Origin of the sequence: Spirillospora sp. NPDC052242, from assembly GCF_040679555.1 — a bacterium.
Taxonomy (GTDB): Bacteria; Actinomycetota; Actinomycetes; order Streptosporangiales; family Streptosporangiaceae; genus Spirillospora.
In genome coordinates this window covers 84,816-104,044 of sequence record NZ_JBFAUZ010000013.1, presented here as the reverse complement: position 1 = coordinate 104,044, position 19,229 = coordinate 84,816, and the positions used below count along the sequence as shown (strand labels likewise).

19 protein-coding genes are annotated in these 19,229 nt (G+C 73.1%); 11 read left to right on the top strand and 8 right to left on the bottom strand.

The annotated features are described in order from the left end of the window. Positions 1 to 24: 24 nt before the first annotated feature. Positions 25 to 732: a hypothetical protein gene (locus AB0L25_RS13345; protein ID WP_500171647.1), complete on the bottom strand. Its 708-nt coding sequence runs from the start codon at positions 730 to 732 to the stop codon at positions 25 to 27. Continuing rightward, positions 729 to 1,034 carry a putative quinol monooxygenase gene (locus tag AB0L25_RS13340; protein WP_500171645.1) on the bottom strand — a complete coding sequence of 102 codons (306 nt, stop codon included), beginning with the start codon at positions 1,032 to 1,034 and terminating at the stop codon, positions 729 to 731. Before AB0L25_RS13340 ends, AB0L25_RS13345 begins: the two co-directional genes overlap by 4 nt. A gap of 63 nt (positions 1,035 to 1,097) precedes the next feature. Here AB0L25_RS13340 and AB0L25_RS13335 point away from each other — a divergent pair, with 63 nt between their 5' ends. Continuing rightward, a complete protein-coding gene (locus tag AB0L25_RS13335; protein WP_500171644.1) occupies positions 1,098 to 1,517 on the top strand; it encodes a MerR family transcriptional regulator in 420 nt (139 codons plus the stop codon). Here AB0L25_RS13335 and AB0L25_RS13330 read toward each other — a convergent pair. After that, complete coding sequence (locus AB0L25_RS13330) at positions 1,514 to 1,804, bottom strand: chorismate mutase (protein WP_500171643.1); 291 nt, start codon at positions 1,802 to 1,804, stop codon at positions 1,514 to 1,516. The two genes, AB0L25_RS13335 and AB0L25_RS13330, sit on opposite strands and share 4 nt — an antisense overlap. 124 nt (positions 1,805 to 1,928) lie before the next feature. Between AB0L25_RS13330 and AB0L25_RS13325 the strand changes: the two genes are divergently transcribed. The 5 genes from AB0L25_RS13325 to AB0L25_RS13305 all read left to right on the top strand — a co-directional run bounded on the left by AB0L25_RS13325 (position 1,929) and on the right by AB0L25_RS13305 (position 6,376). Further along, positions 1,929 to 2,552: a TetR/AcrR family transcriptional regulator gene (locus AB0L25_RS13325; protein ID WP_500171641.1), complete on the top strand. Its 624-nt coding sequence runs from the start codon at positions 1,929 to 1,931 to the stop codon at positions 2,550 to 2,552. 60 nt (positions 2,553 to 2,612) lie between these two features. Then, on the top strand, positions 2,613 to 3,212 hold the full coding sequence (locus AB0L25_RS13320) for an LURP-one-related family protein (protein WP_500171640.1): 600 nt from the start codon (positions 2,613 to 2,615) through the stop codon (positions 3,210 to 3,212). Between the two features lie 146 nt (positions 3,213 to 3,358). Continuing rightward, positions 3,359 to 4,465 carry a ferritin-like domain-containing protein gene (locus AB0L25_RS13315; RefSeq protein ID WP_500171639.1) on the top strand — a complete coding sequence of 369 codons (1,107 nt, stop codon included), beginning with the start codon at positions 3,359 to 3,361 and terminating at the stop codon, positions 4,463 to 4,465. Positions 4,466 to 4,683: 218 nt separating this feature from the next. Beyond that, entirely contained in the window at positions 4,684 to 5,181 is a 498-nt protein-coding gene (locus AB0L25_RS13310) for a hypothetical protein (RefSeq protein WP_500171637.1), read from the top strand. Between the two features lie 538 nt (positions 5,182 to 5,719). After that, positions 5,720 to 6,376, top strand: a complete 657-nt coding sequence (locus AB0L25_RS13305; protein WP_500171636.1) for a septal ring lytic transglycosylase RlpA family protein — start codon at positions 5,720 to 5,722, stop codon at positions 6,374 to 6,376. On the opposite strand, the gene AB0L25_RS13300 is transcribed toward AB0L25_RS13305, so the two are convergent. Continuing rightward, on the bottom strand, positions 6,373 to 7,290 hold the full coding sequence (locus AB0L25_RS13300; protein WP_500171634.1) for a hypothetical protein: 918 nt from the start codon (positions 7,288 to 7,290) through the stop codon (positions 6,373 to 6,375). The two genes, AB0L25_RS13305 and AB0L25_RS13300, sit on opposite strands and share 4 nt — an antisense overlap. 283 nt (positions 7,291 to 7,573) lie before the next feature. On the opposite strand from AB0L25_RS13300, the gene AB0L25_RS13295 reads away from it, so the two are divergent. Then, positions 7,574 to 7,936, top strand: a complete 363-nt coding sequence (locus tag AB0L25_RS13295) for a YkvA family protein (protein ID WP_500171633.1) — start codon at positions 7,574 to 7,576, stop codon at positions 7,934 to 7,936. A gap of 1 nt (position 7,937) precedes the next feature. On the opposite strand, the gene AB0L25_RS13290 is transcribed toward AB0L25_RS13295, so the two are convergent. Further along, positions 7,938 to 8,381 (bottom strand): hypothetical protein, encoded by a 444-nt coding sequence (locus AB0L25_RS13290; RefSeq protein ID WP_500171631.1) that lies wholly within the window; start codon positions 8,379 to 8,381, stop codon positions 7,938 to 7,940. Next, a complete protein-coding gene (locus tag AB0L25_RS13285) occupies positions 8,378 to 9,124 on the bottom strand; it encodes an IclR family transcriptional regulator (protein WP_500171630.1) in 747 nt (248 codons plus the stop codon). The genes AB0L25_RS13290 and AB0L25_RS13285 overlap by 4 nt, the downstream gene beginning before the upstream one ends. Positions 9,125 to 9,297: 173 nt before the next feature. Here AB0L25_RS13285 and AB0L25_RS13280 point away from each other — a divergent pair, with 173 nt between their 5' ends. The 4 genes from AB0L25_RS13280 (at position 9,298) to AB0L25_RS13265 (ending at position 15,953) form a co-directional block, all read left to right on the top strand. Next, positions 9,298 to 10,905 (top strand): hypothetical protein, encoded by a 1,608-nt coding sequence (locus AB0L25_RS13280; protein WP_500171628.1) that lies wholly within the window; start codon positions 9,298 to 9,300, stop codon positions 10,903 to 10,905. Positions 10,906 to 11,005: 100 nt separating this feature from the next. Continuing rightward, the gene (locus AB0L25_RS13275) at positions 11,006 to 11,248 is read left to right on the top strand and encodes a TFIIB-type zinc ribbon-containing protein (protein ID WP_500171627.1); all 243 of its coding nucleotides are present in this window, start codon (positions 11,006 to 11,008) and stop codon (positions 11,246 to 11,248) included. Between the two features lie 233 nt (positions 11,249 to 11,481). Beyond that, entirely contained in the window at positions 11,482 to 13,278 is a 1,797-nt protein-coding gene (locus tag AB0L25_RS13270; RefSeq protein WP_500171625.1) for a fatty acyl-AMP ligase, read from the top strand. Between the two features lie 26 nt (positions 13,279 to 13,304). Continuing rightward, a complete protein-coding gene (locus tag AB0L25_RS13265; protein ID WP_500171623.1) occupies positions 13,305 to 15,953 on the top strand; it encodes an MMPL family transporter in 2,649 nt (882 codons plus the stop codon). Between the two features lie 18 nt (positions 15,954 to 15,971). On the opposite strand, the gene AB0L25_RS13260 is transcribed toward AB0L25_RS13265, so the two are convergent. Together AB0L25_RS13260 and AB0L25_RS13255 are read right to left on the bottom strand one after the other, a co-directional pair. Then, on the bottom strand, positions 15,972 to 17,204 hold the full coding sequence (locus tag AB0L25_RS13260; RefSeq protein WP_500171621.1) for a glycosyltransferase: 1,233 nt from the start codon (positions 17,202 to 17,204) through the stop codon (positions 15,972 to 15,974). Positions 17,205 to 17,214: 10 nt separating this feature from the next. Then, a complete protein-coding gene (locus AB0L25_RS13255) occupies positions 17,215 to 19,200 on the bottom strand; it encodes an MFS transporter (RefSeq protein WP_500171619.1) in 1,986 nt (661 codons plus the stop codon). Positions 19,201 to 19,229: the final 29 nt, after the last annotated feature.

Below are 19,229 nucleotides of genomic sequence, written 5' to 3'. Positions count from 1 at the left end.
GAAAACCCCAGCGTGATCACATGGTCACGCAGGGTTTTCGTCGTCGAGGAGGCCGTGCGTCTCGGCGAGGAGCTCCAGCAGCCCGGCGTCGTCCGTCCGGGCGAAGGCGGACTCGACGGCCGCGCCCGCGGGGCCGCCCGTCAACCAGGCGACGGCCGCGCGGTCGTCCGTCCAGTACCCGCCGAGCCCGCGCCCGCCGCGACGCCACACCAGGTCGTCGCGCGCGAACTCGTGCAGGTGCCGCACGGCCGCGCCGTCCGCCCGCGCCGCCGCCTCCGCCCACGCGGCGAGGAACGGCGCGAGGTCGAGGCCGGTCGCGGCGAGCGCGCACAGCGCCGTCCCGGCGCGGGGACGCGACGGGAACCGGGCGAGCGTCCGCGTCCAGAACCCCGCGAGGAAGCCCGCGACCGCGTCCGCCTCCGGCCAGTCGCGCCACCCGGCCCCGGCGAGCTTGCCGAACACGACCTCGACGTCCGGCCGGACGAACGCGTCCTCGGCGGCCAGTTCGAGCAGGCGGGGCGCGAAGTACCGGACGTCCTCCGGCCCGCCCCACGTGTTCAGCGCCTTCGCGGCGAACCGGGACAGCTCGTCCGGTCCGAGCGCGCGCGGCGGCCGCGCGAGCAGCCGCCGCCCCTCGTCCGGGCCGACGCAGCAGGGGCAGCCGTCCAGCGCGGCCGGGCGCGGCACCCCGGCGAACGCCGCGTACAGCTCCGTGTACGGGTCCTCGCTCACGCCGGATACGGGCTGATCATCGTGTCGAAGTAGCCGTCCACGGGCTCCGCCAGGTACTCGTCGATGTTCTCCAGGAACTCGCGCAGCGGCGGGTACTGGTTGTGGAGGTCGAGGTCCTCCTGCGACCGCCACACCTCGTACAGGAAGAGCCGCCCGTCCTCGTGCTCGTGCAGGTGGTACTGCAGGTTGCCCTCCTCCCGCCGTGTAGGTTCCACGAGCGACGACAGCAGCCGCTTGACCTCGTCGGCGCGTTCGGGCTTGGGACGCAGGAAGCCGTACAGGGAGATCGGTGTTGTGTTCATGGCACGAACGTAAAAGGTGCCATGTATGTGAGGTTCAAGGCGATTCCGTGTGGGGTGGGACACATGAAGATCGGTGAGCTGTCACGCCGGACGGGCGTGAGCGTGCGGCTGCTCCGCTACTACGAGGAGCAGGGGCTCCTGGTCTCCCGCCGCACGCCCGGCGGCCACCGCAGCTACGCCGACGACGCGCCCGAGACCGTCGGGCGCATCCGGTCGCTCCTCGCGGCGGGCCTGCCCACCCGGACGATCCGCGACCTCATGCCCTGCTGGGACGGCGAGACGCTGCAGGCGTGCGTCACCGGCCACCTGCAGGGCCATCTCGACGACATCGACACGCGCATCGCCGAACTGCAACGCGCGCGGACGTCCCTGCACGGCTTCCTCACCGCCTCCGCCGACACAGCCTCCGCCGACACCGCCTCCACCGACACCGCCTCCACCGACACCGCCTCCACCGACACCGCCTCCGCGACCGCAGGCTAGGCGTCGCGGGACTCGACCTCGCCGAGTTCGAGCTCGATGAACGCGCCGATCATGGCGCGCCACACCGGCTCGGCGACGTCCGGCGACAGGCCCGCCTCCGCCGCGCGCGCCCGCGCCAGCGCGACGACCTGCTCGACGCGGTCGGGCGCGCGCACCGACCGTTCGTCCGTCTTGAACGCGGCGGCGGCCCGCACCAGCGCCTGCCGCTCGGCCAGCAGCCGCACGAGCTCGCCGTCGATGCCGTCGATGCGGGCGCGCACGTCCGCGAGGGATCCGGGGGCCTCCATCCGCCGATCATGTCACGCCGTCACGGGACGCCCATGACCGTGCGGCGGCGCCGGACGACGGGGCGGCGGGCGCGGGGGCGGCGGGCGTGCCGCGGGTGCGGCGGAATGGGGGGACAATGGCAGGGTGACCGAGATCCGCACTCCGCTCCGCCGCCGTCCCGCCCAGCGCCGCAGCGCCGAACGCGTCCAGCGGATGCTGGACGCCTGCGCGGAGATCCTCGACGAGGACGGCTACGACGGGCTGACCACGACGCGGATCGCGCAGCGCGCCGAGGTGGCGATCGGCTCGGTGTACCAGTTCTTCCCCGACAAGCGGGCGGTCGCGCAGGCCCTCGCGCAGCGGAACCTGGAGGAGTTCGGGCGGCGCATCTCCGCGCGGCTCACCGAGGGCGGCTTCGCCGACTGGTCCGACACCGTCGGCGCGATCATCGACATCTTCGTGGAGATGCACCGGACCGTTCCCGGGTTCCGGGTGCTGCGGTTCGGGGACGTCGCCGACGTGCACCTGCTCGACTCCGACGCCGACAACAACGCGGTGGTCGCCGACCGGCTCCGCACGCTGATCGTGGACACGTTCGGCGTGCGCGACACCCCCGAGCTGGCGACCGCGCTGGCCATCGCGGTGGAGGCGGGGGACGCGGTGCTGAAGCTGGCGTTCCGGCGCCGCCCGGACGGCGACCCGGTGATCGTCGCGGAGGCCGAGCGGCTCATCCACGGGTACCTCGCCGCGCACATCCGCGAGTCCTGAGCGGGCGCGTCCGGGTATGGCAGACTCCGGGCGAAACGGAAGAGGGAACGGGTGGTTCCGGTGGACGACGAGCGGTTCCAGGCACAGACGCGGCTGCTGATCCGGCAGCGCATCCGGATGATGGTGAACCAGTACGAGGTGCACGCGGAGGCGCCCGGCGGCGGCGAGGGCGAGCTGCTCGCGTTCGCGCAGCAGAAGCGGATGGCGTTCAAGGAGCAGGTCACCCTGTACTCCGACGACTCCAAGACGACGCCGATCCTCGGGTTCAAGGCCCGCAAGCGCATCGACCTGGCCTCGGCGTACGACATCACGGACGCGCACGGGCGGCCGATCGGCGTGTTCCGCAAGGACTTCAAGAAGTCGCTGCTCGCCTCCACCTGGCACCTGGAGCAGCCGGGGCTGGGCGTGGCGACCGGCAGCGAGCGCAACAAGGCGGTCGCGCTGGTGCGGCGGGTCTGGCAGTTCATCCCGTTCGTGGACGCCATCCCGTTCGCGTGGCCGTACCACTTCGACTTCCACGCGGGCGACCAGGTCGTGTTCTCGGTGGAGAAGAAGATCGGGATCCGGGACCGGTACGTCGTCGACATCCGGGACCCGCGGCTCGACCGGCGCCTGGTCATCGCGCAGGCCGTCGCGCTGGACGCCCTCCAGTCGCGGTAACGCGGGCCGCACCGGAGCGGCCGGGTTTGGGCCGGGGGTATGGATCTACCCCCGCTTTACATGTTACGAAGGCATGTAAAGCGGTGGGCGGAACCAGACCCCAGCGTCGCGACGGCGCGGCGCGTCCCCCCGAGGAGGACCCCCCGGTGAGTTCCTACGACTTCTACACCGAGCCCGTCTCCACGGACACGTGGAACGTCCCCATGGCGGGCGACACCCGCTTCACCTGGGAGTACGACGAAGGCCGCGACCGGCTGCTGAACCTGTACCAGAAGGGCAAGGACAAGCAGTGGGACGCGCAGAAGCGCATCGACTGGGACCTCGAGGTCGATCCCATCAACGTCGCGGGCCTGCCGGAGAACTTCAACCCGCTCTTCGGCTCCGACATCTGGGACAAGATGACCCAGAAGGAGAAGGACGAGTTCGGCCGGCACCAGAGCTCCTGGCTGTTCAGCCAGTTCCTGCACGGTGAGCAGGGCGCGCTGAACGTGTCCGCGCGGATCGTCCAGAGCGTCCCGGACCTCGACTCCAAGTTCTACGCCGCGACCCAGACGATGGACGAGGCGCGGCACGTCGAGCTGTACGGCAAGTTCGTCCACGAGAAGATCGGGATGTACTACCCGATCAACCAGGACCTCGCGAAGCTGCTCGCGGAGTCGCTGGAGGACAGCCGCTGGGACCTGCCCTACCTCGGCATGCAGGTCCTCATCGAGGGCCTCGCCCTCGCCGCGTTCGGGCTGTACCGCGACATGTCGACGAACTCGCTCGTCAAGCAGCTCCTCGCGTACGTCATGCAGGACGAGGCGCGGCACGTCGCGTTCGGCCGGCTCGCGCTCAAGGACTACTACGCCGAGCTCACCGACAAGGAGCGGGCCGAGCGCGAGGAATTCGTCGTCGAGGGCTGCTACCTGATGCGCGACCGGTTCAAGGCGCGCGAGGTGTTCGAACAGCTCGAACTGCCGATGGACAAGTGCATGGAGTACGTCGACAACTCCGACATGTACACGCTGTACCAGTCGCTGTTGTTCAGCCGGATCGTCCCGTGCGTCCGGGACGTCGGCCTGTGGGGCGACAAGGTGAAGAAGGCGTACGCGGACATGGGCGTCCTCGACAATGCCAAGGCCGACCTCGAGGCGCTGATGCGGCAGGACGAGGAGATCGCCGAGAAGGTCGACGAGGAGCGCTACGCCGCCGAACTGGCCGGTCGCAAGCAGGAGGTGGACGAGGCCATCACGCTCGGCGCCGCCGACTGACCGGCGGCCGGAGAAAGGCGGGGGCGTTCCGGAACGCCCCCGCTTCGGGCGTAATGTCGCTGATCCATTCTGTGGATCATTATGGTCTTCCCCAACTCGTCGCCGCATTTCCGTGCGGCCCCTCCCGGGTGTACTAGCGTGCCCGCTTGACGGTGCGCCGCACCAGCGGACGCACGAACGTTCAGGGTCGAACAACTGACATTTCCCGGGGGGAAACAATGAACCGGTCCGCCACAGGGCTGCTGCGTACCTTCGTCCTCGCGCCGGCGCTCGCGGTGCCCGCCGCCCTCGCCGCGCCCGCGGCCGCACAGACCGGCCCGGCGACCGCGCTGCTCAACGAGACGGCGGCGCAGGCCGCCCCGGTGACGCAGGCGGTGCCCGAGCCCGTCGGCTCGACGGCCGGGAAGGCCGCCGGGCTGGGCACCGGCGCCGTCGACGGGGTGCTCGGCACCGCCCGGGGGGCCGCGCCGGACCTCGGCGCCGCGGGCCTGCGGTCGTCCCACCGGGCGGCGCCCGGCACGGCGGCGCCGGCCGAGCGCGCCGCCGCGCGTCCGGTGCCGCCCGTCAAGGGGCGTCCCCCCGCGCCGACCACCGAGGAGAGCATCGTCGGCCAGACCGGGGAGGTGGTCGGCCAGGTCGTCGAGGTACTGAAGGCGGACGGCCCCGCGCAGGGGCCGTCCGGCGGGGCGAAGCCGCCGGTGCGCGGCCTGCGGTGACCACCGGCGGCACGACGGGCGGAGCGTTCTCCGGAACGTCCCGCCCGTCCGTTATAGGGCCGAGATCATCGGCTCCATACGGAGTAAAGACGATCTTGAAATGGGGTCACCCCGCGAAGTTGATCGACTTCCGAGGGCAAAAGTGCGGGTGACAAAGCCCACAAACATCGGCGTTCGGTCTTGATCTAGGCGGTACGCAACGTACGGTCTTGGACTTGTGCGGCGCTATCGAGATCCAAAGTGAAAAGAGTGACGCGCCGGACCTGAGCGACGGTGACCGGGGACCTGCCCGGCACGGCGTCGCGGGACCGGCGAACTCGCACCGCCGCACGTACCGGACGCCACATCGGCCGGCAGCCGTCGAGAACGGCGCGGGCGCGGGCGTGCAGCGGCACGCGGAGGGCGCGGAGATCGGGGACGTCGACGTCGCCCGGACGCGCCCGAGGACGGCGGTGCGACCGCCGGGCGTCCGGGGTCCTGTCCCCGAACAAAGGAATTGCCCGTGCGTGGCAAGCGTGCTCGTGTACGCATACCTCAGGTGCGCATCCGCACCCTTCTGATCGTTTCCGGGGCGGCCGTGGCCGTCCTCACGGCGGGCGCGTTCGCGTTCGTCAAGACCGGCGCCCCGGCGGGCGCGGCCCAGGCGGCGCACGGACTGCCGCAGGCCGAACCGCCCGAACCGCCCGAACCGTCCGCACCGCCCGGCGGGCGGAGCCCGGGCGTGGGCCCGTCGCCGAGCGCGAAGCCGACGGAGCCGCGCAAGCCGCGGCGGCCGGCGGCGGCGCCTGAGCGGGACGACGAGCCCGACGCCGTCGCGGCGCGGATCGCCCCGCCGAAGCCGAAGAAGACCGAGACGTCCAGGTCGGGCGGCTCCGGCGGGTCGGGCGGGTCGGGGAAGAAGGTCCTCGACTCCGGCTCCTGCAAGGCGTCCTTCTACGGCGAGGGCCAGATGACGGCCAGCGGCGAGCGCTTCGACCCGGGCGAGCTGACGGCGGCGCACAAGACGCTCCCGTTCGGCTCCAAGGTCCGCGTGACCAACAAGAGCAACGGCGAGTCGGTCGTCGTGCGCATCAACGACCGCGGCCCGTACGCGGGCGGGCGCTGCCTGGACCTGTCCGAGGCGGCGATGAAGGACATCGGCGGCACGTCCGCCGGTGTCGTCTCCGTCCGCTACGAGGTGCTCTCCCGCGGCTAACCGAGGCCGCTCGCGGCCGTGTGCCGCTCCCGTTCCACCCTGTCGCCCCGGGCGTCGCCGGACTCCGCGTCCGCGCCGTCCGGGGCGTCGGTCGTGGCGAGCCGGTCCCGGAACCAGTCGGACAGGACGCCGTCCACCCGGACGGCCTCGGTGATCGGCGGGCGCGCCTCGGTGCCGGGCTCGGCGGCGAGCGCGTGCCCCATCCGGAACGAGGCCGTCTCCACCGCCGCGCCGTGCCGCTGCAGCGCGTCCCGCAGCCCGGTCAGCTCGCCGGACGGGACGACGCGGTCCTTCGCGCCGCCGACCAGCAGCAGTTCGGCGTCCCGCGCCGCGATGTCGCCCGCGAGGGCGCCGAGGTCGAGCCGTTCGGCGAGCGCGACGGACGCGTCCGTCCACGACCGGTCGCGGCCCGCGCGCTTCTCCACCGCCCGCGCCGCCCGGGACGGCGCGACGACCGGCGCGACCGCGGCGGCCGCGGCCACGGCGACGTCCCCGCGCGCCACCGCGAGCAGCGCCGCCGCGCCCCCGGTGCTGAACCCCGCGAGCGCGACCGGCCCGTCCGGGACCGCGAGGTCGCGGCGCAGCCCGTCCACGGCCTCCGGCAGCCGCCCCGCCGCCTGCTCGACCGCCGTCCCGTACAGCCCGATACCGGACTCGTCGAGGATCGCCGCGCTGCCCAGCCCCCCGGGGAGCTGCACGGGCAGGTCCAGGTAGGCGCGCCACACCGGCACGCCCGTCAGCGGGATCGACGCGGCCAGCGCCTCCGCCGTCCGCGGCGGATCGAACCCCGGCCAGACCACCATCAACCGGACCGGACCGGACGCGACCGCGTCCACGGCGGTCGGGGGCAGCGCGACGTACCGGCCGCCTGCGACGGTGCCGTGCACGGGCCGGTTCGGACGATCGCCGCTCATCTGCGTCAGCTCCCTGCGGTGCTCGGCGGGCGGTGCCGGTCGCGTGGGTGAGGGGAGTCGCACCTCCCGTGACACCATGCTCGCAGTGCGTGGCCGGACGCGCGGCCGAATTACCCGACTTTGACCTCCAGGGTGATGAACACCTCACCGCGGGTCGCGGAACATCCGGTGAGGCCCGGGTCACAGCGGATCCGGGGGAACAAAACCCTCGGACATCACGTCATAGGTAAACGCGGGCGCCGCGGGGGCGCGCCCGCACCGAAGCCACCCGAGGGGAGCGCCAGTGGACGGAAAGCGCCGCGCGGCCGCCGCCGGCCAGGCCTGGCAGATCTACGGCGAGACGCTCGACCCGCAGGCCCCCGGCCTCTGGGAACGCACCCGCGCCGTCCCCCGGATGATCAAGGCCGTGGTCCGCGGCGACTACAAGGGCATGTCGTACGGGACGCTCGGCCTCCTCGCGCTCGGCGTCGTCTACATCCTGTCGCCGATCGACGCGATCCCCGAGATCCTGCTCGGCATCGGCCTCGTCGACGACGCGGGCGTCGCGCTCTGGCTCGCCGCCTCCCTCGTCAAGGCCGCGGGCGACTACGTCGCCTGGGAGCGCGGCGGCCGCCCCCGCGTCGTCGTCGGCGAACCCGTCGACTGACTCACGCCTCCACCGCCCCTTCCCCGACCGCCGCGAGCAGCATGATCGGGAACTCCGCGTCGGCCTGCCCGGTCGCGATCGCGAGCCACCGCCCGTCCGGTCGCGGCCACACGAGCATGCCGGAGGTGTGGGCGGAGAGCAGATCCTGCGGCTCCCTGCTCGGCGCCTCCCCCATCGTGAAGGGCGTCAGATCCACCTCGCGAGGTTCGCCCCAACGCTCCCGGAGCGCCGTGACCAGCGCGTCGTGCGCCGCCTCGATCTCTTCCTCGGCGGCCTCGACGACCTCCTCGCTCCGGTCGTCCCAGAAGTCCCGGCCGGCCTTCAGGACGCGCCAGTGGTAGCCGGGCCCGCTCCAGCCCTGCCCGCCCGTCCCGGTCTCCGTCTCCGGGAAGGGCGCCGCGAGCATCCCGTCGATGACCGCGAGCCGGTCGTCCGGGCCGCTCAACCGAGCGGGCCCAGTTCGCGCGCGAACCGCTCGGCGGCGGCCAGCATGATCGGCACCACGTCCGGGACGGTCTCGCGGGTCAGCCGTCCGGACGGGCCCGACACCGACAACGCGGTCAGCGCGGGCGCGCCCCGCAGCGGAACGGCCACGCACCGCACGCCGACCTCCTGCTCCTCGTCGTCCAGCGCGTAACCCCGCTCCCGGACGCGCGCCAGCTCGGCGATCAGCGACTCCGCGTCGGTGAACGTGTTCGGCGTGTGCGCCGCCATGCCCGTCCGCGCGAGGATCTCCCGCACCTTCGCCTCCGGCAGCTGCGACAGCAGCGCCTTCCCGACCCCCGTGCAGTGCGGCTGCACCCGCCGCCCGACCTCGGTGAACATTCGCATCGAGTGCCGCGACGGCACCTGCGCGACGTACACGGCCTCGTCCCCCTCCAGGACCGCCATGTTCGCCGTCTCGCCGACCTCGTCCACCAGCCGCGACAGCACCGGCCCCGCCCACGAGCCCAGCAACCGGCCCGCGCCCTCCCCGAGCCTGATCAGCCGCGGCCCCAGCGCGTACCGCTTCGACGGCTCCTGGCGCACGTACCCGCGGTTGACGAGCGTCCGCATCAGCCGGTAGATCGTCGGCATCGGCAGCCCCGACACCTCCGTCAGCTCCGACAGCGCCATCTCGCCGCCCGCGTCCGCCAGATGCTCCAGCAGTTCGAACGCGCGCTCCAGCGACCGCACGGACTCCGCCACCCGGCGTCTCCTCTCCCTCGCGAACCCGCCCATTCTACGGAAACCCGCTTTCGCCTTGCGAAAGATGATCTGGACGGGAGTGAAGCACGGTACTCCTGGCAATAACCCTCTACGCCCGGCGCCGTGCCGCCGACCCCCCGGGAAACCGAAAGAACGAGCGAGAAGGGAAGCCGGTGGGGCGGATCAGGACGCGCTGGATCGCGCTCATGGCGGGCACCGCACTGCCGCTGGCGCTCGCCGTCCCCGCGGCCCGCGCGGTCCCGGACGTCCGCCTGCACACCGAGGTCACCCTGCGCGGCGGCGAGACCCAGGGCCACCACTACGCGATGACCTACACCGTCCGCGTCCACGCCACCGGCGGCACCGCGCACCGCGCCGCCCTCCGCCTCACCGCCGACCGCCCCGCCTTCTGGTCCCCCCTCGACTGGGAGTGCGAGACCGCCGGCCTGCAGGAACTGCGCTGCCCACTCGGCGACCTCGGCGAACGCCCCCGCGTGCGCCGAGCGGGCCTGCAGATCCCCGTCGCGTCCGTCCACGACCGCATCGACGTCCAGGTCGTCGCCACCGCCGAGAACACCCCGCCCGACGTCACCCGCGCCGTCCTCGCCCTCACCCCCGACTGCCTCCCCACGCCGAACGACCCGCCCGCGTCCGGGCCGCGGGACGAGTGCGAAGCCCTGGTGCTTCCCGGCCCCAAGGGCGAGACCCCCGACGACACGGCATCGGACACCCCGACCGGCACCCCGTCCGGTGACGGCCCGACCGGGGGCGGGCCCGACGGCGGCCAATCCGGCGCCGAACCCGGCGGCGGCGAGGACGGCCCGGACGGCTCGTCCGGCGGCGGCCCTTCGGGTGCCGGACCCGGGCCCGATGGCGAGCCCGGCGAGGCCGGAGACGCCGGGACGACCGGTGGCGACGCGACGCCGACCGCCGGCCCGTCCGGCGGCGGAACGGGCGAGGCCGGTGGCGAGCACCCGGGTGGTGGTTCGGGCTCGGGTAGTGGGTCGGATTCGGGCGGTGGGGCGCACTCGGGTGGTGGTTCGGGCTCGGACGGTGGGTCGCACTCAGGCGATGGCTCGGGTTCGGATGACGGGTCGCACTCGGGCAGCGGATCAGGTTCAAGCGGCGGCTCCGGTTCGAGCGGCGGCTCCGGTTCGAGCGGCAGCTCGGGCTCGGGTGGCGGCTCGAGTTCGGGTCACGGGTCAGGCGGCGGGTCGGGCTCGCACTCGGATGGTGGGGCGGGTTCGTCGGGGAGTGAGTCCGGCGACGGCTCGGGTTCGGGCGGCGGGGCGAACAGTGGTTCGTCCGGGAGCGGGTCGGGTTCGGGTGGTGGGGCGAATGGCGACTCTTCTGGACATGGGCCCTCGGGGCATGAGTCCGGCGGCGGTGGTGGTGGCTCGTCCGGAGGTGGGGCGGGTGGTGAGGTGACGTCCGGGGAGGGGGCGGACGGCGGCGGGGATGTGCCTTCGGGGGCCGGGTTGCCCAGCGGGGGCGGCCATCCGGGGGCGCCGGTGCCGCCGGAGGCGCTGCCGGTGCTGCCGTTGCCGTCGCTGACGCCCACGGCGCCGGTCGTGCTGCCGCCGCCGAGCGCGCCGGCGGCCGAGGACGACGCGATGACGCTGCTGTCGCCGACGGCGCTCGGGCGGGGGGACGGCCGGGACTGGGCGATCGTGCTCGGCATCGCGGCGATCGCGGAGCTGGCGCTGGTGTGGGCGGCGGCGTGCGTGGGGCTGTGGCGGCGGCGGACGGCGTGGGTGCGGGTGGTCCGGTCCGGCGGGTGACGGCGGATCCGTGCGATGAACCCGGTCGTGCCAAATCGGGAACGGCGTCATAAGCTGGCCCGCTGACGGCCAACACCGTCTTAACGGACAGGGGATCCGGATGTCAGAAGCCACGATGCAGTGCCCGAAGTGCTCGACGAGGCTCGACACGCACGAACGCCACGGGGTCGTGATCGAGGAATGCCCGGGATGCCAGGGCGTGTTTCTCGATCGCGGCGAACTCGAGCAGTTGATCGACGCCGAGAGCCGTTACCTGGCGGAGTTGCCGGACGGGGAGAACCCGGACACGACGTATCAGGGGCGGCATCGCCGGGGGATCATGCAGCAGATCTTCTCCCGCTGATCGAAGTGCCGGGCACGGTGGGTGACCGGGTGTTTCCGTTTGTCATCGCCGTGACAAACGGGGCGTCCGCCAATGTGCCCGGCGGCTAATATCGCGCGGTGCCTACCATCGGGTAGCTTCACGATCATTCGCAGGTAGCCGGACGCCCCGCAGAGCGGCCGTCCGGGCCCACCCCTCGCGGGCGGCGCCCATCTCGTGCGGCCCGCCCGGCCCGTCCCCCCGGGAGATCATCCATGGCACTGGGCTCGCTGCTCCCCGAACTCCTGCCCGGCGGCGCCGGGCGCACCCCGCTGATCGAGCGGCTCGCGAGGTGGGCGAGAGAGAAGCCGGACGCCCCCGCCTTCACGTTCGTGGACTTCGCGCTGGACCCGTCCGGCGTCCACATCACCTACGACTGGGCCGAGACGGACCGGCGGGCGCGCGCGCTGGCGGTGCGCCTGCGGCAGGTGGCGGAGCCGGGCGACCGGGCGGCGCTGCTGCTGCCGCAGACGCTCGAGTACATGATGACGATGCTCGGCGCGCTGTACGCGCACGTGGTGGCGGTGCCGCTGTTCTCGCCGGACCTGCCGGGCCACGCGGACCGGCTGATCGGCGCGTACGCCGACGCCGAACCGGCGGTGATCGTCACGACGCGGAACGCGCTGCCGCACGTGGAGAAGTTCCTCGCGGACCACGACGTCCCGCAGCCGAAGGAGATCGTGTTCGCCGAGGAGGTCGATCCGGCGCTGGGCGAGGGCTGGACGGACGAGCCGTTCGGGTTCGACGATCTCGCGTACCTGCAGTACACGTCGGGTTCGACGCGGCGGCCCGCGGGCGTGGAGATCACCCACGGGAACGTGACGGCGAACGCGATCCAGCTCTGGTCGGGCTGGGCGCCGGAGAAGCCGGACCCGGAGCTGGTGAGCTGGCTGCCGCTGTTCCACGACATGGGCCTGATCGCGACGATGGCGCTGCCGCTGGTGCGGGGCGACCACGCGATCTACACCGATCCCGTGTCGTTCATCATGAACCCGCTGCGCTGGATGCGGCTGATCGCCGACCGGCCCGGCAAGAACGTGTACACGGCGGGCCCGAACTTCGCGTACGAGTACGTGGCGACGGCCGCGACGCCGGAGAAGATCGAGGGGCTGGACCTGTCGGGGCTGACGACGTGCCTGAACGGCGCGGAGCCGATCCGGACGTCCACGCTGTCGATGTTCGCGGAGGCGCTGGCGCCCGCGGGGCTGCGGCCGGGCGCGCAGGCGCCCGGGTACGGACTCGCGGAGGCGACGGTGTTCGTGACGGCGGCGGCGGACGACGCGCCGCCGAAGACGATCGCGGTGGACCGGGCGGCGCTGACGGGCGGTGAGCTGCGGCTCGGCGACCCGGAGTCCGACCGGACGAGCACGCTCGTGTCGTGCGGGCGGCCGTCCGGGCAGCTCGTCGCGATCGTGGACCCGGAGGCGCGGCTGGAGCAGCCGGACGGGCGGGTCGGGGAGATCTGGGTGCACGGCCCGAACACCGCGCCGGGCTACTGGCGGAACTCCGAGCGCAGCCAGGACACGTTCGGCGGCGAGCTGGCGGAGCCGGGGGAGCTGCCGGCGGGGCCGTGGATGAGGACCGGCGACTACGGCGTGGTCCACGAGGGCGAGCTGTACGTGACGGGCCGCATCAAGGACCTGATCATCGTGGACGGCCGCAACCACTACCCGCAGGACATCGAGGTCACCGCGCAGGAGGCGCACCCGGCCGTCCGTCCGGACCACGTCGCGGCGTTCGCGCTGACGGGCGCGGACACCGAGCGGCTGGTGGTCGTCGCGGAACGGAACCGGCGGGTGCCGCTGGGCCGGCTCGACCTGGACGAGGTGGAGGCGGCGGTGCGCGCGGCGGTGAACGTCGAGCACGAGATGAGCGTGCACGACTTCGTGCTGATCGAGCCGGGCGCGGTGTCCCGGACGTCCAGCGGGAAGATCGCGCGCGCGGCGACCCGGCAGCGCTACCTTGACGGCGTGCTTCCGACGACCGCGGCGAAGCTCGCGTCGCGGAAGTAACGGGTCACCTCGACACAAGGAGGACCATGCTCGCGGGGCTGGGGCGGCTCATCCACCGGCGGCGCTGGCTCAGCCTCGTCCTGATCGTGCTGCTCACCGGCGTCGCGGGCGCCTGGGGCATCGGCGTCCTCGGGAAGTTCAAGGAGGGCGGCTTCGAGGACCCGGACGCGTCCTCGACGCTCGTCGCGAAGCTCGGCGCGACGTACTTCGGCAGCACGAACCCCGACGTGATCGTCCTGTACTCCAGCGACACCATGACGGTGGACGACCCGGAGTACATGGCGAGCGTGGTGACGACGGTCGCGCGGCTGCCGGAGGCGCAGGTCGGCGAGCTGATCTCGTACTGGTCGCTGAACGGCGAGGCGGCGGAGTCGTTCGCGTCGCAGGACGGGCGCAAGACGTTCGTCGCGGTGAAGCTGGCGGGCGACACCGGCGCGGAGAAGCTGGAGAACTACGAGCTGATCAAGGACCGGCTGGACGCGCCGGGCCTCGACGCGCAGCTCGGCGGGAGCGTCCCGCTGGGGCAGGAGTTCGGTTCGCAGGTCGTCGCGGACATCGTCCGCGCGGAGATGATCACCGCCGGTCCGCTGATCGTCCTGCTGGTGATCCTGTTCGGCGCGATGGTCGCGGCGATGCTGCCGGTCGGCGTCGCGGTGTTCTCGATGATCGGCGGCTTCGCTGTCCTGCACGCGGTGACGTACATGACGGACGTGACGTCGTTCGCGCTCGAGGTCGTCACGATGATGGGCGTCGGCCTCGGCATCGACTACTCGCTGTTCGTCATCAGCCGGTTCCGTGAGGAACTCGAACGCGGCATGGCGGCGAAGGACATCCCGCCGGGCAAACCGTGGAAGAGGGAAAGGGACCGGCGCGCGCGCAGGGCCGCCAAGAAGGAGTACAAGCGGACCCTGCGCCCGGTCCGGGAGGCGGCGCTGGCCACGACGATGGCCACGGCCGGACGCACGATCATGGTGTCGGGCGTGACGGTGTCGGCCGCCCTCGCCGGGCTCCTGCTCTTCCCGCAGATGTTCCTGCGGACGATCGGGCTCGCCGGCATCGCGACCGTCATGGTCGCCGTGTTCGGCGCGACCGTCCTGCTCCCGACGCTGCTGGCCCTGCTCGGCACGCGCGTCGAGGGCGGCCGGATGCCGTGGCGGCGCCCGTCCGCCAAGCGCGCGCAGCGGGACCCAGAGAGCGGGTTCTGGTTCCGCCTCGGGCACAGCGTCATGAAGCACCCGCTGCCCTACTTCGCGGTGGTGCTCGCCATCCTGGCCGTGATGTTCCAGCCGTTCCTGAACGTCCAGTTCGGCAGCATCGACGCGCGCGTCCTGCCGCAGCACAGCCCGACCCGCACGGTCGTCGAGACGATCAAGGCGGAGTTCCCGAACGGGTCCGCCGAGCCGATCGACGTCGTCGTCTCCGGCGACCTCATCCCGCGCAACTGGTCGCCGTCCGAGGGCGACGTGATCCCGCCCTACCTGGACGACTTCCGCAAGGAGCTCGGCGAGCTGCGCGGGGTCGTCTCCGCCGAGTTCAGCGGCTACTCCGGCGAGTACGGAGGCGTGCGGATCTCGGTGACGCACCGGTACGAGCCGATGGCCGAGGAGGCGCAGGAGCTGGTCGAGATGATCCGCTCCATGCACCTCACCAAGGACGGCTACCCGATGCACATCGACGTCGGGGGCAGCACGGCCGCGCAGATGGACCTGATGGACAGCCTGATGGAGTCGCTGCCGAAGATGGCGCTCGTCGTCGGGGTCGCGACGTTCGTGCTGCTGTTCATGTTCTTCGGGTCGATCGTGCTGCCGCTGAAGGCGATCGTGATGAACGTCCTGTCGATCGGCGCGTCGTTCGGCGCGATCGTCTGGGGCTTCCAGTACGGGCACCTGGCGGACCTGCTGGACTTCACGCCGACCGGCGGCGTCGAGGCCACCAGCATGATCCTCATCCTCGCGGTCGTGTTCGGCCTGTCGATGGACTACGAGGTCTTCCTGCTCAGCCGCATCCGCGAGGAGTGGGACCTCACCCACGACAACCGCACCGCCGTCGCGTCCGGCATGCAGCACACCGGCAGCATCATCACCAGCGCGGCGCTGCTGTTCCTCGTGGTCATCGGCGCGTTCGCGTTCGCCGGGATCACCGTCGTGAAGCTGATCGGCGTCGGCATGTTCGTCGCCGTCGTCGTGGACGCGCTGCTCGTGCGGTCGCTGCTCGTCCCGGCCACGATGCGGTTCATGGGGTCGGCGAACTGGTGGCTGCCGAAGCCGCTGCGGGGCCTGCACGCGAAGATGGACCTGCGGGAGAGCAGCGGCGGCCCGCTCGCCGCCGGCCCCGTCGGCGTCGCGCCGCCGCTGCCGAAGGAGCAGCCCGTCCCGTACACGCTGCACTGGACGAAGCCCGCCGCGCCGTCGAAGCGCTCGCGGAAGGCGGGCAAGCCCGTCCGCCCGAAGCCCCCGCCCGCCCCGCCCGCGCCGTCCGCACCGGGCGTCCCGTCCGCGCCGGGGGCGGGGAACGGGCGTGGGGCCGGGAACGGTGCGGGCGGACGGCCGGACGGGCGGGGGGCGCCGTGGGCGCCGTGGGCGGACGGGCCGCCGCAGCCGCGGCGGCCGCGCCCGCCGCGCGAACGGCGCGAGATCGTCCGTTCGCCCGACGGCACCGGCTGGACCTGGAAGTAACCCGGGACGGCGCCCGCGTCAGTTCAGGAGCGGCTCTAGGGCCTCGTGCGCGCGCGCGAGGCCGTCCTCGGCGCGGATGCGGCGGCCGAGGCGGTCGGCGCGGTCGGCGATGTCCGGGTCCTCGACGGCCGCGCGGATGCGGGCGGCCAGGCGCGGGACGGTGAGGTCGCGGAACGGCAGCGGGGACGGCCCGGCGCCGAGCGCCGCGACCCGTTCGCCCCAGTACGGCTGGTCGCCGAAGAACGGGCAGACGATCGTGGGGGCGCCCGCGCGCAGGCCGGCGGCGGTCGTGCCCGCGCCGCCGTGGTGGACGACGGCGGCCGTGCGGGGGAACAGCCACGTGTGCGGGACGTCGCGGACGGCGAACACGTGCTCGTCCGAGGTGTCCGGATCGCCCTGGACGATCCCGCGGACGCCCGCGAGCCGCAGCGCCGTCCGGACGATCCGGCCGGTCATCGCGGGGTCCTTCGGGACCATGCTGCCGAAGCCGACGTAGACGGGCGGGGGCCCGTCGTCGAGGAAGTCGGCGAGGTCCTTCGGGGGCGTCCAGCCGGGCTCGTCGAGGAACCAGTAGCCGGTCATGGCGAGGCTGCGCGGCCAGTCCCGGGGGCGGGGGACGACGGTCGGGCTGAAGCACGCGAGGACGGGGCGGTCGTCGGCCGCGTTGCGCAGCGGCAGCGGGGGCAGCCCGAGGGCCTGCTCGCGCCACGGGTTGATGAACGGGCGGGACAGCAGCCAGGCGAGCTGGTCGACGGCGTGGTAGCTCGCCCGGTTGGCGAGGGGGCCGAGCAGGCGCGCGCGCGGGACGAACGGGTGCGGGAAAGCGCCGGTGGCGCGGCTCGGCTGGAAGTGGATCATCGCCCACGGGATGCCGAGGTGCTCGCCGATGTGCCGGGGGAGCGCGCCGAGCGTCGGCCCGAGGACGAGGTCGGCGTGCTTGCGCGCGACGTCGAGGCACTCGGCGAGGAGCCGTTCGGCCATCGGCCCGAGGATGCGCCGGAAGCCGCCGAGGAACTTCACCGGGTTGCGGCCGCCCGCGAGCAGCTCCTGCCCGGCGTCCGACTCGAGGATCTCGGTGGGGTCGGCGGTCAGCGGCGCGAAGCCGAGGCCGGCGCGGGCGGCGAGCGGGGCGTAGCGGGCGCTCGCGACGAGGGTGACGTCGTGGCCGTGCGCGCGGAGGGCGCGGCCGAGGGCGGCGCAGGGCTGGACGTCCCCGCGCGAGCCCGCGCCGAAGATCACGATGCTGGTCACGTGCGCCTCCTCACCAGGCGTCGTCGCGGGGGCCGGGCGGCGGCGGGGCGGGCGGGCCGGCCGGCGGGTCCTCGTCGGGGGTGTACGGCCGGTACCAGCCCGCGGGCGGGGGCGGCGGGCGGCGGGCGTCCGCCCGGTCGGCGGGCTCGATCGAGACGCCGTCCCGCACGGTGCCGGGCCGGTCGTACCAGACGTCGTCCGTCGGGACGGACGGCGCGGGCGCCGCGGGCTCGGCGGGCGGGGCGGCGCTCGGCGGCGGGGGCCAGGCCGACGGGGCGGGCGCCGGCTCCGGCGGTGCGGGGGCCGGGGCGGGGTCGTCCCAGTCGTTCCACCAGTGGGGCCCGGGGGTGGGGTCGGGCATGCTCTCGTCCTTCCAGGGGGAGGCGAGCGGGGCGTCGGGGGCGTCGCCGCCGGACGGGACGTCGCGCGGTTCGGCGGCCGCCCGTGCGGCGGCGCCCGCGACGGGGCGGTCGTCCACGGCGGGGGCCCCGGCGCCGACGGGGATCGGGTCGGGCGCGGTGGCGCGGGCGGGGGACGGGGACGGGGCGGGCGTCGCGGTGCGGCGGCGCGGGGGCGGGTCGGCGACGAGGGGGCGCTGCTTGCCGTGCTTGGGGCCGAGCCAGCCGCGCCGGCTGGGCAGGGTGAGGCCGCCGATGAGCCCGCCGACCAGGACGAGCGCCGCGCCGAGGATCAGCCCGGACGACGTGCCCTCGCGGAAGACCTCCAGTTCGGCGGCGCTCGCGCCCTCCTCGGGGACGTGGTGGATGAGCAGCCCGACGATCGCGATGCCGAACGCGCCGGACGCCTCCCGGATCACGTTGATGACGCCGCTCGCGACGCCCGCCCGCTGCTCGGGGACGGCCTTCAGCACGTACATGACGAGCGGCATGCCGAGGGCGGCGCCGACGCCGACGAGCATGACGCCGGGCATGAGGTCGGCGTAGCCGTCGCCGCGCTCGATCGTGGAGAACAGGAACATGCCGAGGGCCATCAGCGCCATGCCGCCGCCGATCGCGGGGCGCGGGCCGATCTTGGCGGCGAGCAGGAACGCGACGGGCGTCAGCACCATGATCGTGATGGCCGGGGGCAGCATGACGAGGCCCGCCTCGGGCGGCGAGAAGTCCAGGAAGCGCTGCAGGAACGTCGCGGAGTAGAACATCATGCCGTTGAAGCCGATGCCGTAGAGCATCTGCGACAGGAGCCCGCCGGTGAAGACGCGGTTGCGGAAGAACCGCATGTCGATCATCGGGTCGGGGGCCCAGCTCTCGACCATGACGAAGCAGACGAGCGCGATGACGCCGAGGGCGAAGACGGCGAGCACCGACGGGTCGGTCCAGCCGTGCTTGGTGCCGGTCTCCAGCGCGTAGATGAACGCGAACAGCATCGTCGCGGAGATCAGCACGCCGGGCAGGTCGACGCGGGCGTCCTTGTTCTCGCCGTGCCCGGTGAGGGTGAACATGCCGAGCAGGATCACCAGGATGCCGGGCACGATGTTGATGAGGAAGATCCAGCCCCAGTGCCAGTGCTGGACGATGATGCCGCCGATCGTCGGGCCGAGGGCGGTGGCGCTGGACGCGGCGGCGATCCACACGATGTTGCCGATGGAGCGCTGCTTGTCGGTGCGCCCGACGGTGACCATGACCTGGGTGGCGGGCAGCGCGAGCGCGGCGCCGGCGCCCTGCGTGATGCGGGCCAGGATCAGGACGTCCGTGGACTGCGCGAGCCCGCAGACGGCGGACGCCGCGGTGAACACGATCATGCCGGACGTGAACGTGAGCCGCGGCCCGTAGACGTCCGTCAGCCGGCCGCCCGCGATCATCAGGCACGAGAACATCAGGATGTACCCGGTGGCGACCCAGTCCTTGGCGGAGTCCGACATGTCGAGGTCGGCCATGATCGTGGGCAGCGCGTTGAAGACCACCGTGTTGTCCATGGTGATCATGAATGCGCTGACGGCGACGACCGCCAGCGCCCATCGGTATCTGCCCCGGGTCAACGGTGCACGCGGCGTGACCTCCCCCGCGC

What these genes read in the sequence shown, in the direction of transcription:
- AB0L25_RS13270 (WP_500171625.1), top strand. Translation starts at nt 11,482, where the DNA reads ATGGCACTGGGCTCGCTGCTCCCCGAACTCCTGCCCGGCGGCGCCGGG.
- AB0L25_RS13265 (WP_500171623.1), top strand. Translation starts at nt 13,305, where the DNA reads ATGCTCGCGGGGCTGGGGCGGCTCATCCACCGGCGGCGCTGGCTCAGC.
- AB0L25_RS13340 (WP_500171645.1), bottom strand. Translation starts at nt 1,034, where the DNA reads ATGAACACAACACCGATCTCCCTGTACGGCTTCCTGCGTCCCAAGCCC.
- AB0L25_RS13330 (WP_500171643.1), bottom strand. Translation starts at nt 1,804, where the DNA reads ATGGAGGCCCCCGGATCCCTCGCGGACGTGCGCGCCCGCATCGACGGC.
- AB0L25_RS13335 (WP_500171644.1), top strand. Translation starts at nt 1,098, where the DNA reads ATGAAGATCGGTGAGCTGTCACGCCGGACGGGCGTGAGCGTGCGGCTG.
- AB0L25_RS13300 (WP_500171634.1), bottom strand. Translation starts at nt 7,290, where the DNA reads ATGAGCGGCGATCGTCCGAACCGGCCCGTGCACGGCACCGTCGCAGGC.
- AB0L25_RS13275 (WP_500171627.1), top strand. Translation starts at nt 11,006, where the DNA reads ATGTCAGAAGCCACGATGCAGTGCCCGAAGTGCTCGACGAGGCTCGAC.
- AB0L25_RS13310 (WP_500171637.1), top strand. Translation starts at nt 4,684, where the DNA reads ATGAACCGGTCCGCCACAGGGCTGCTGCGTACCTTCGTCCTCGCGCCG.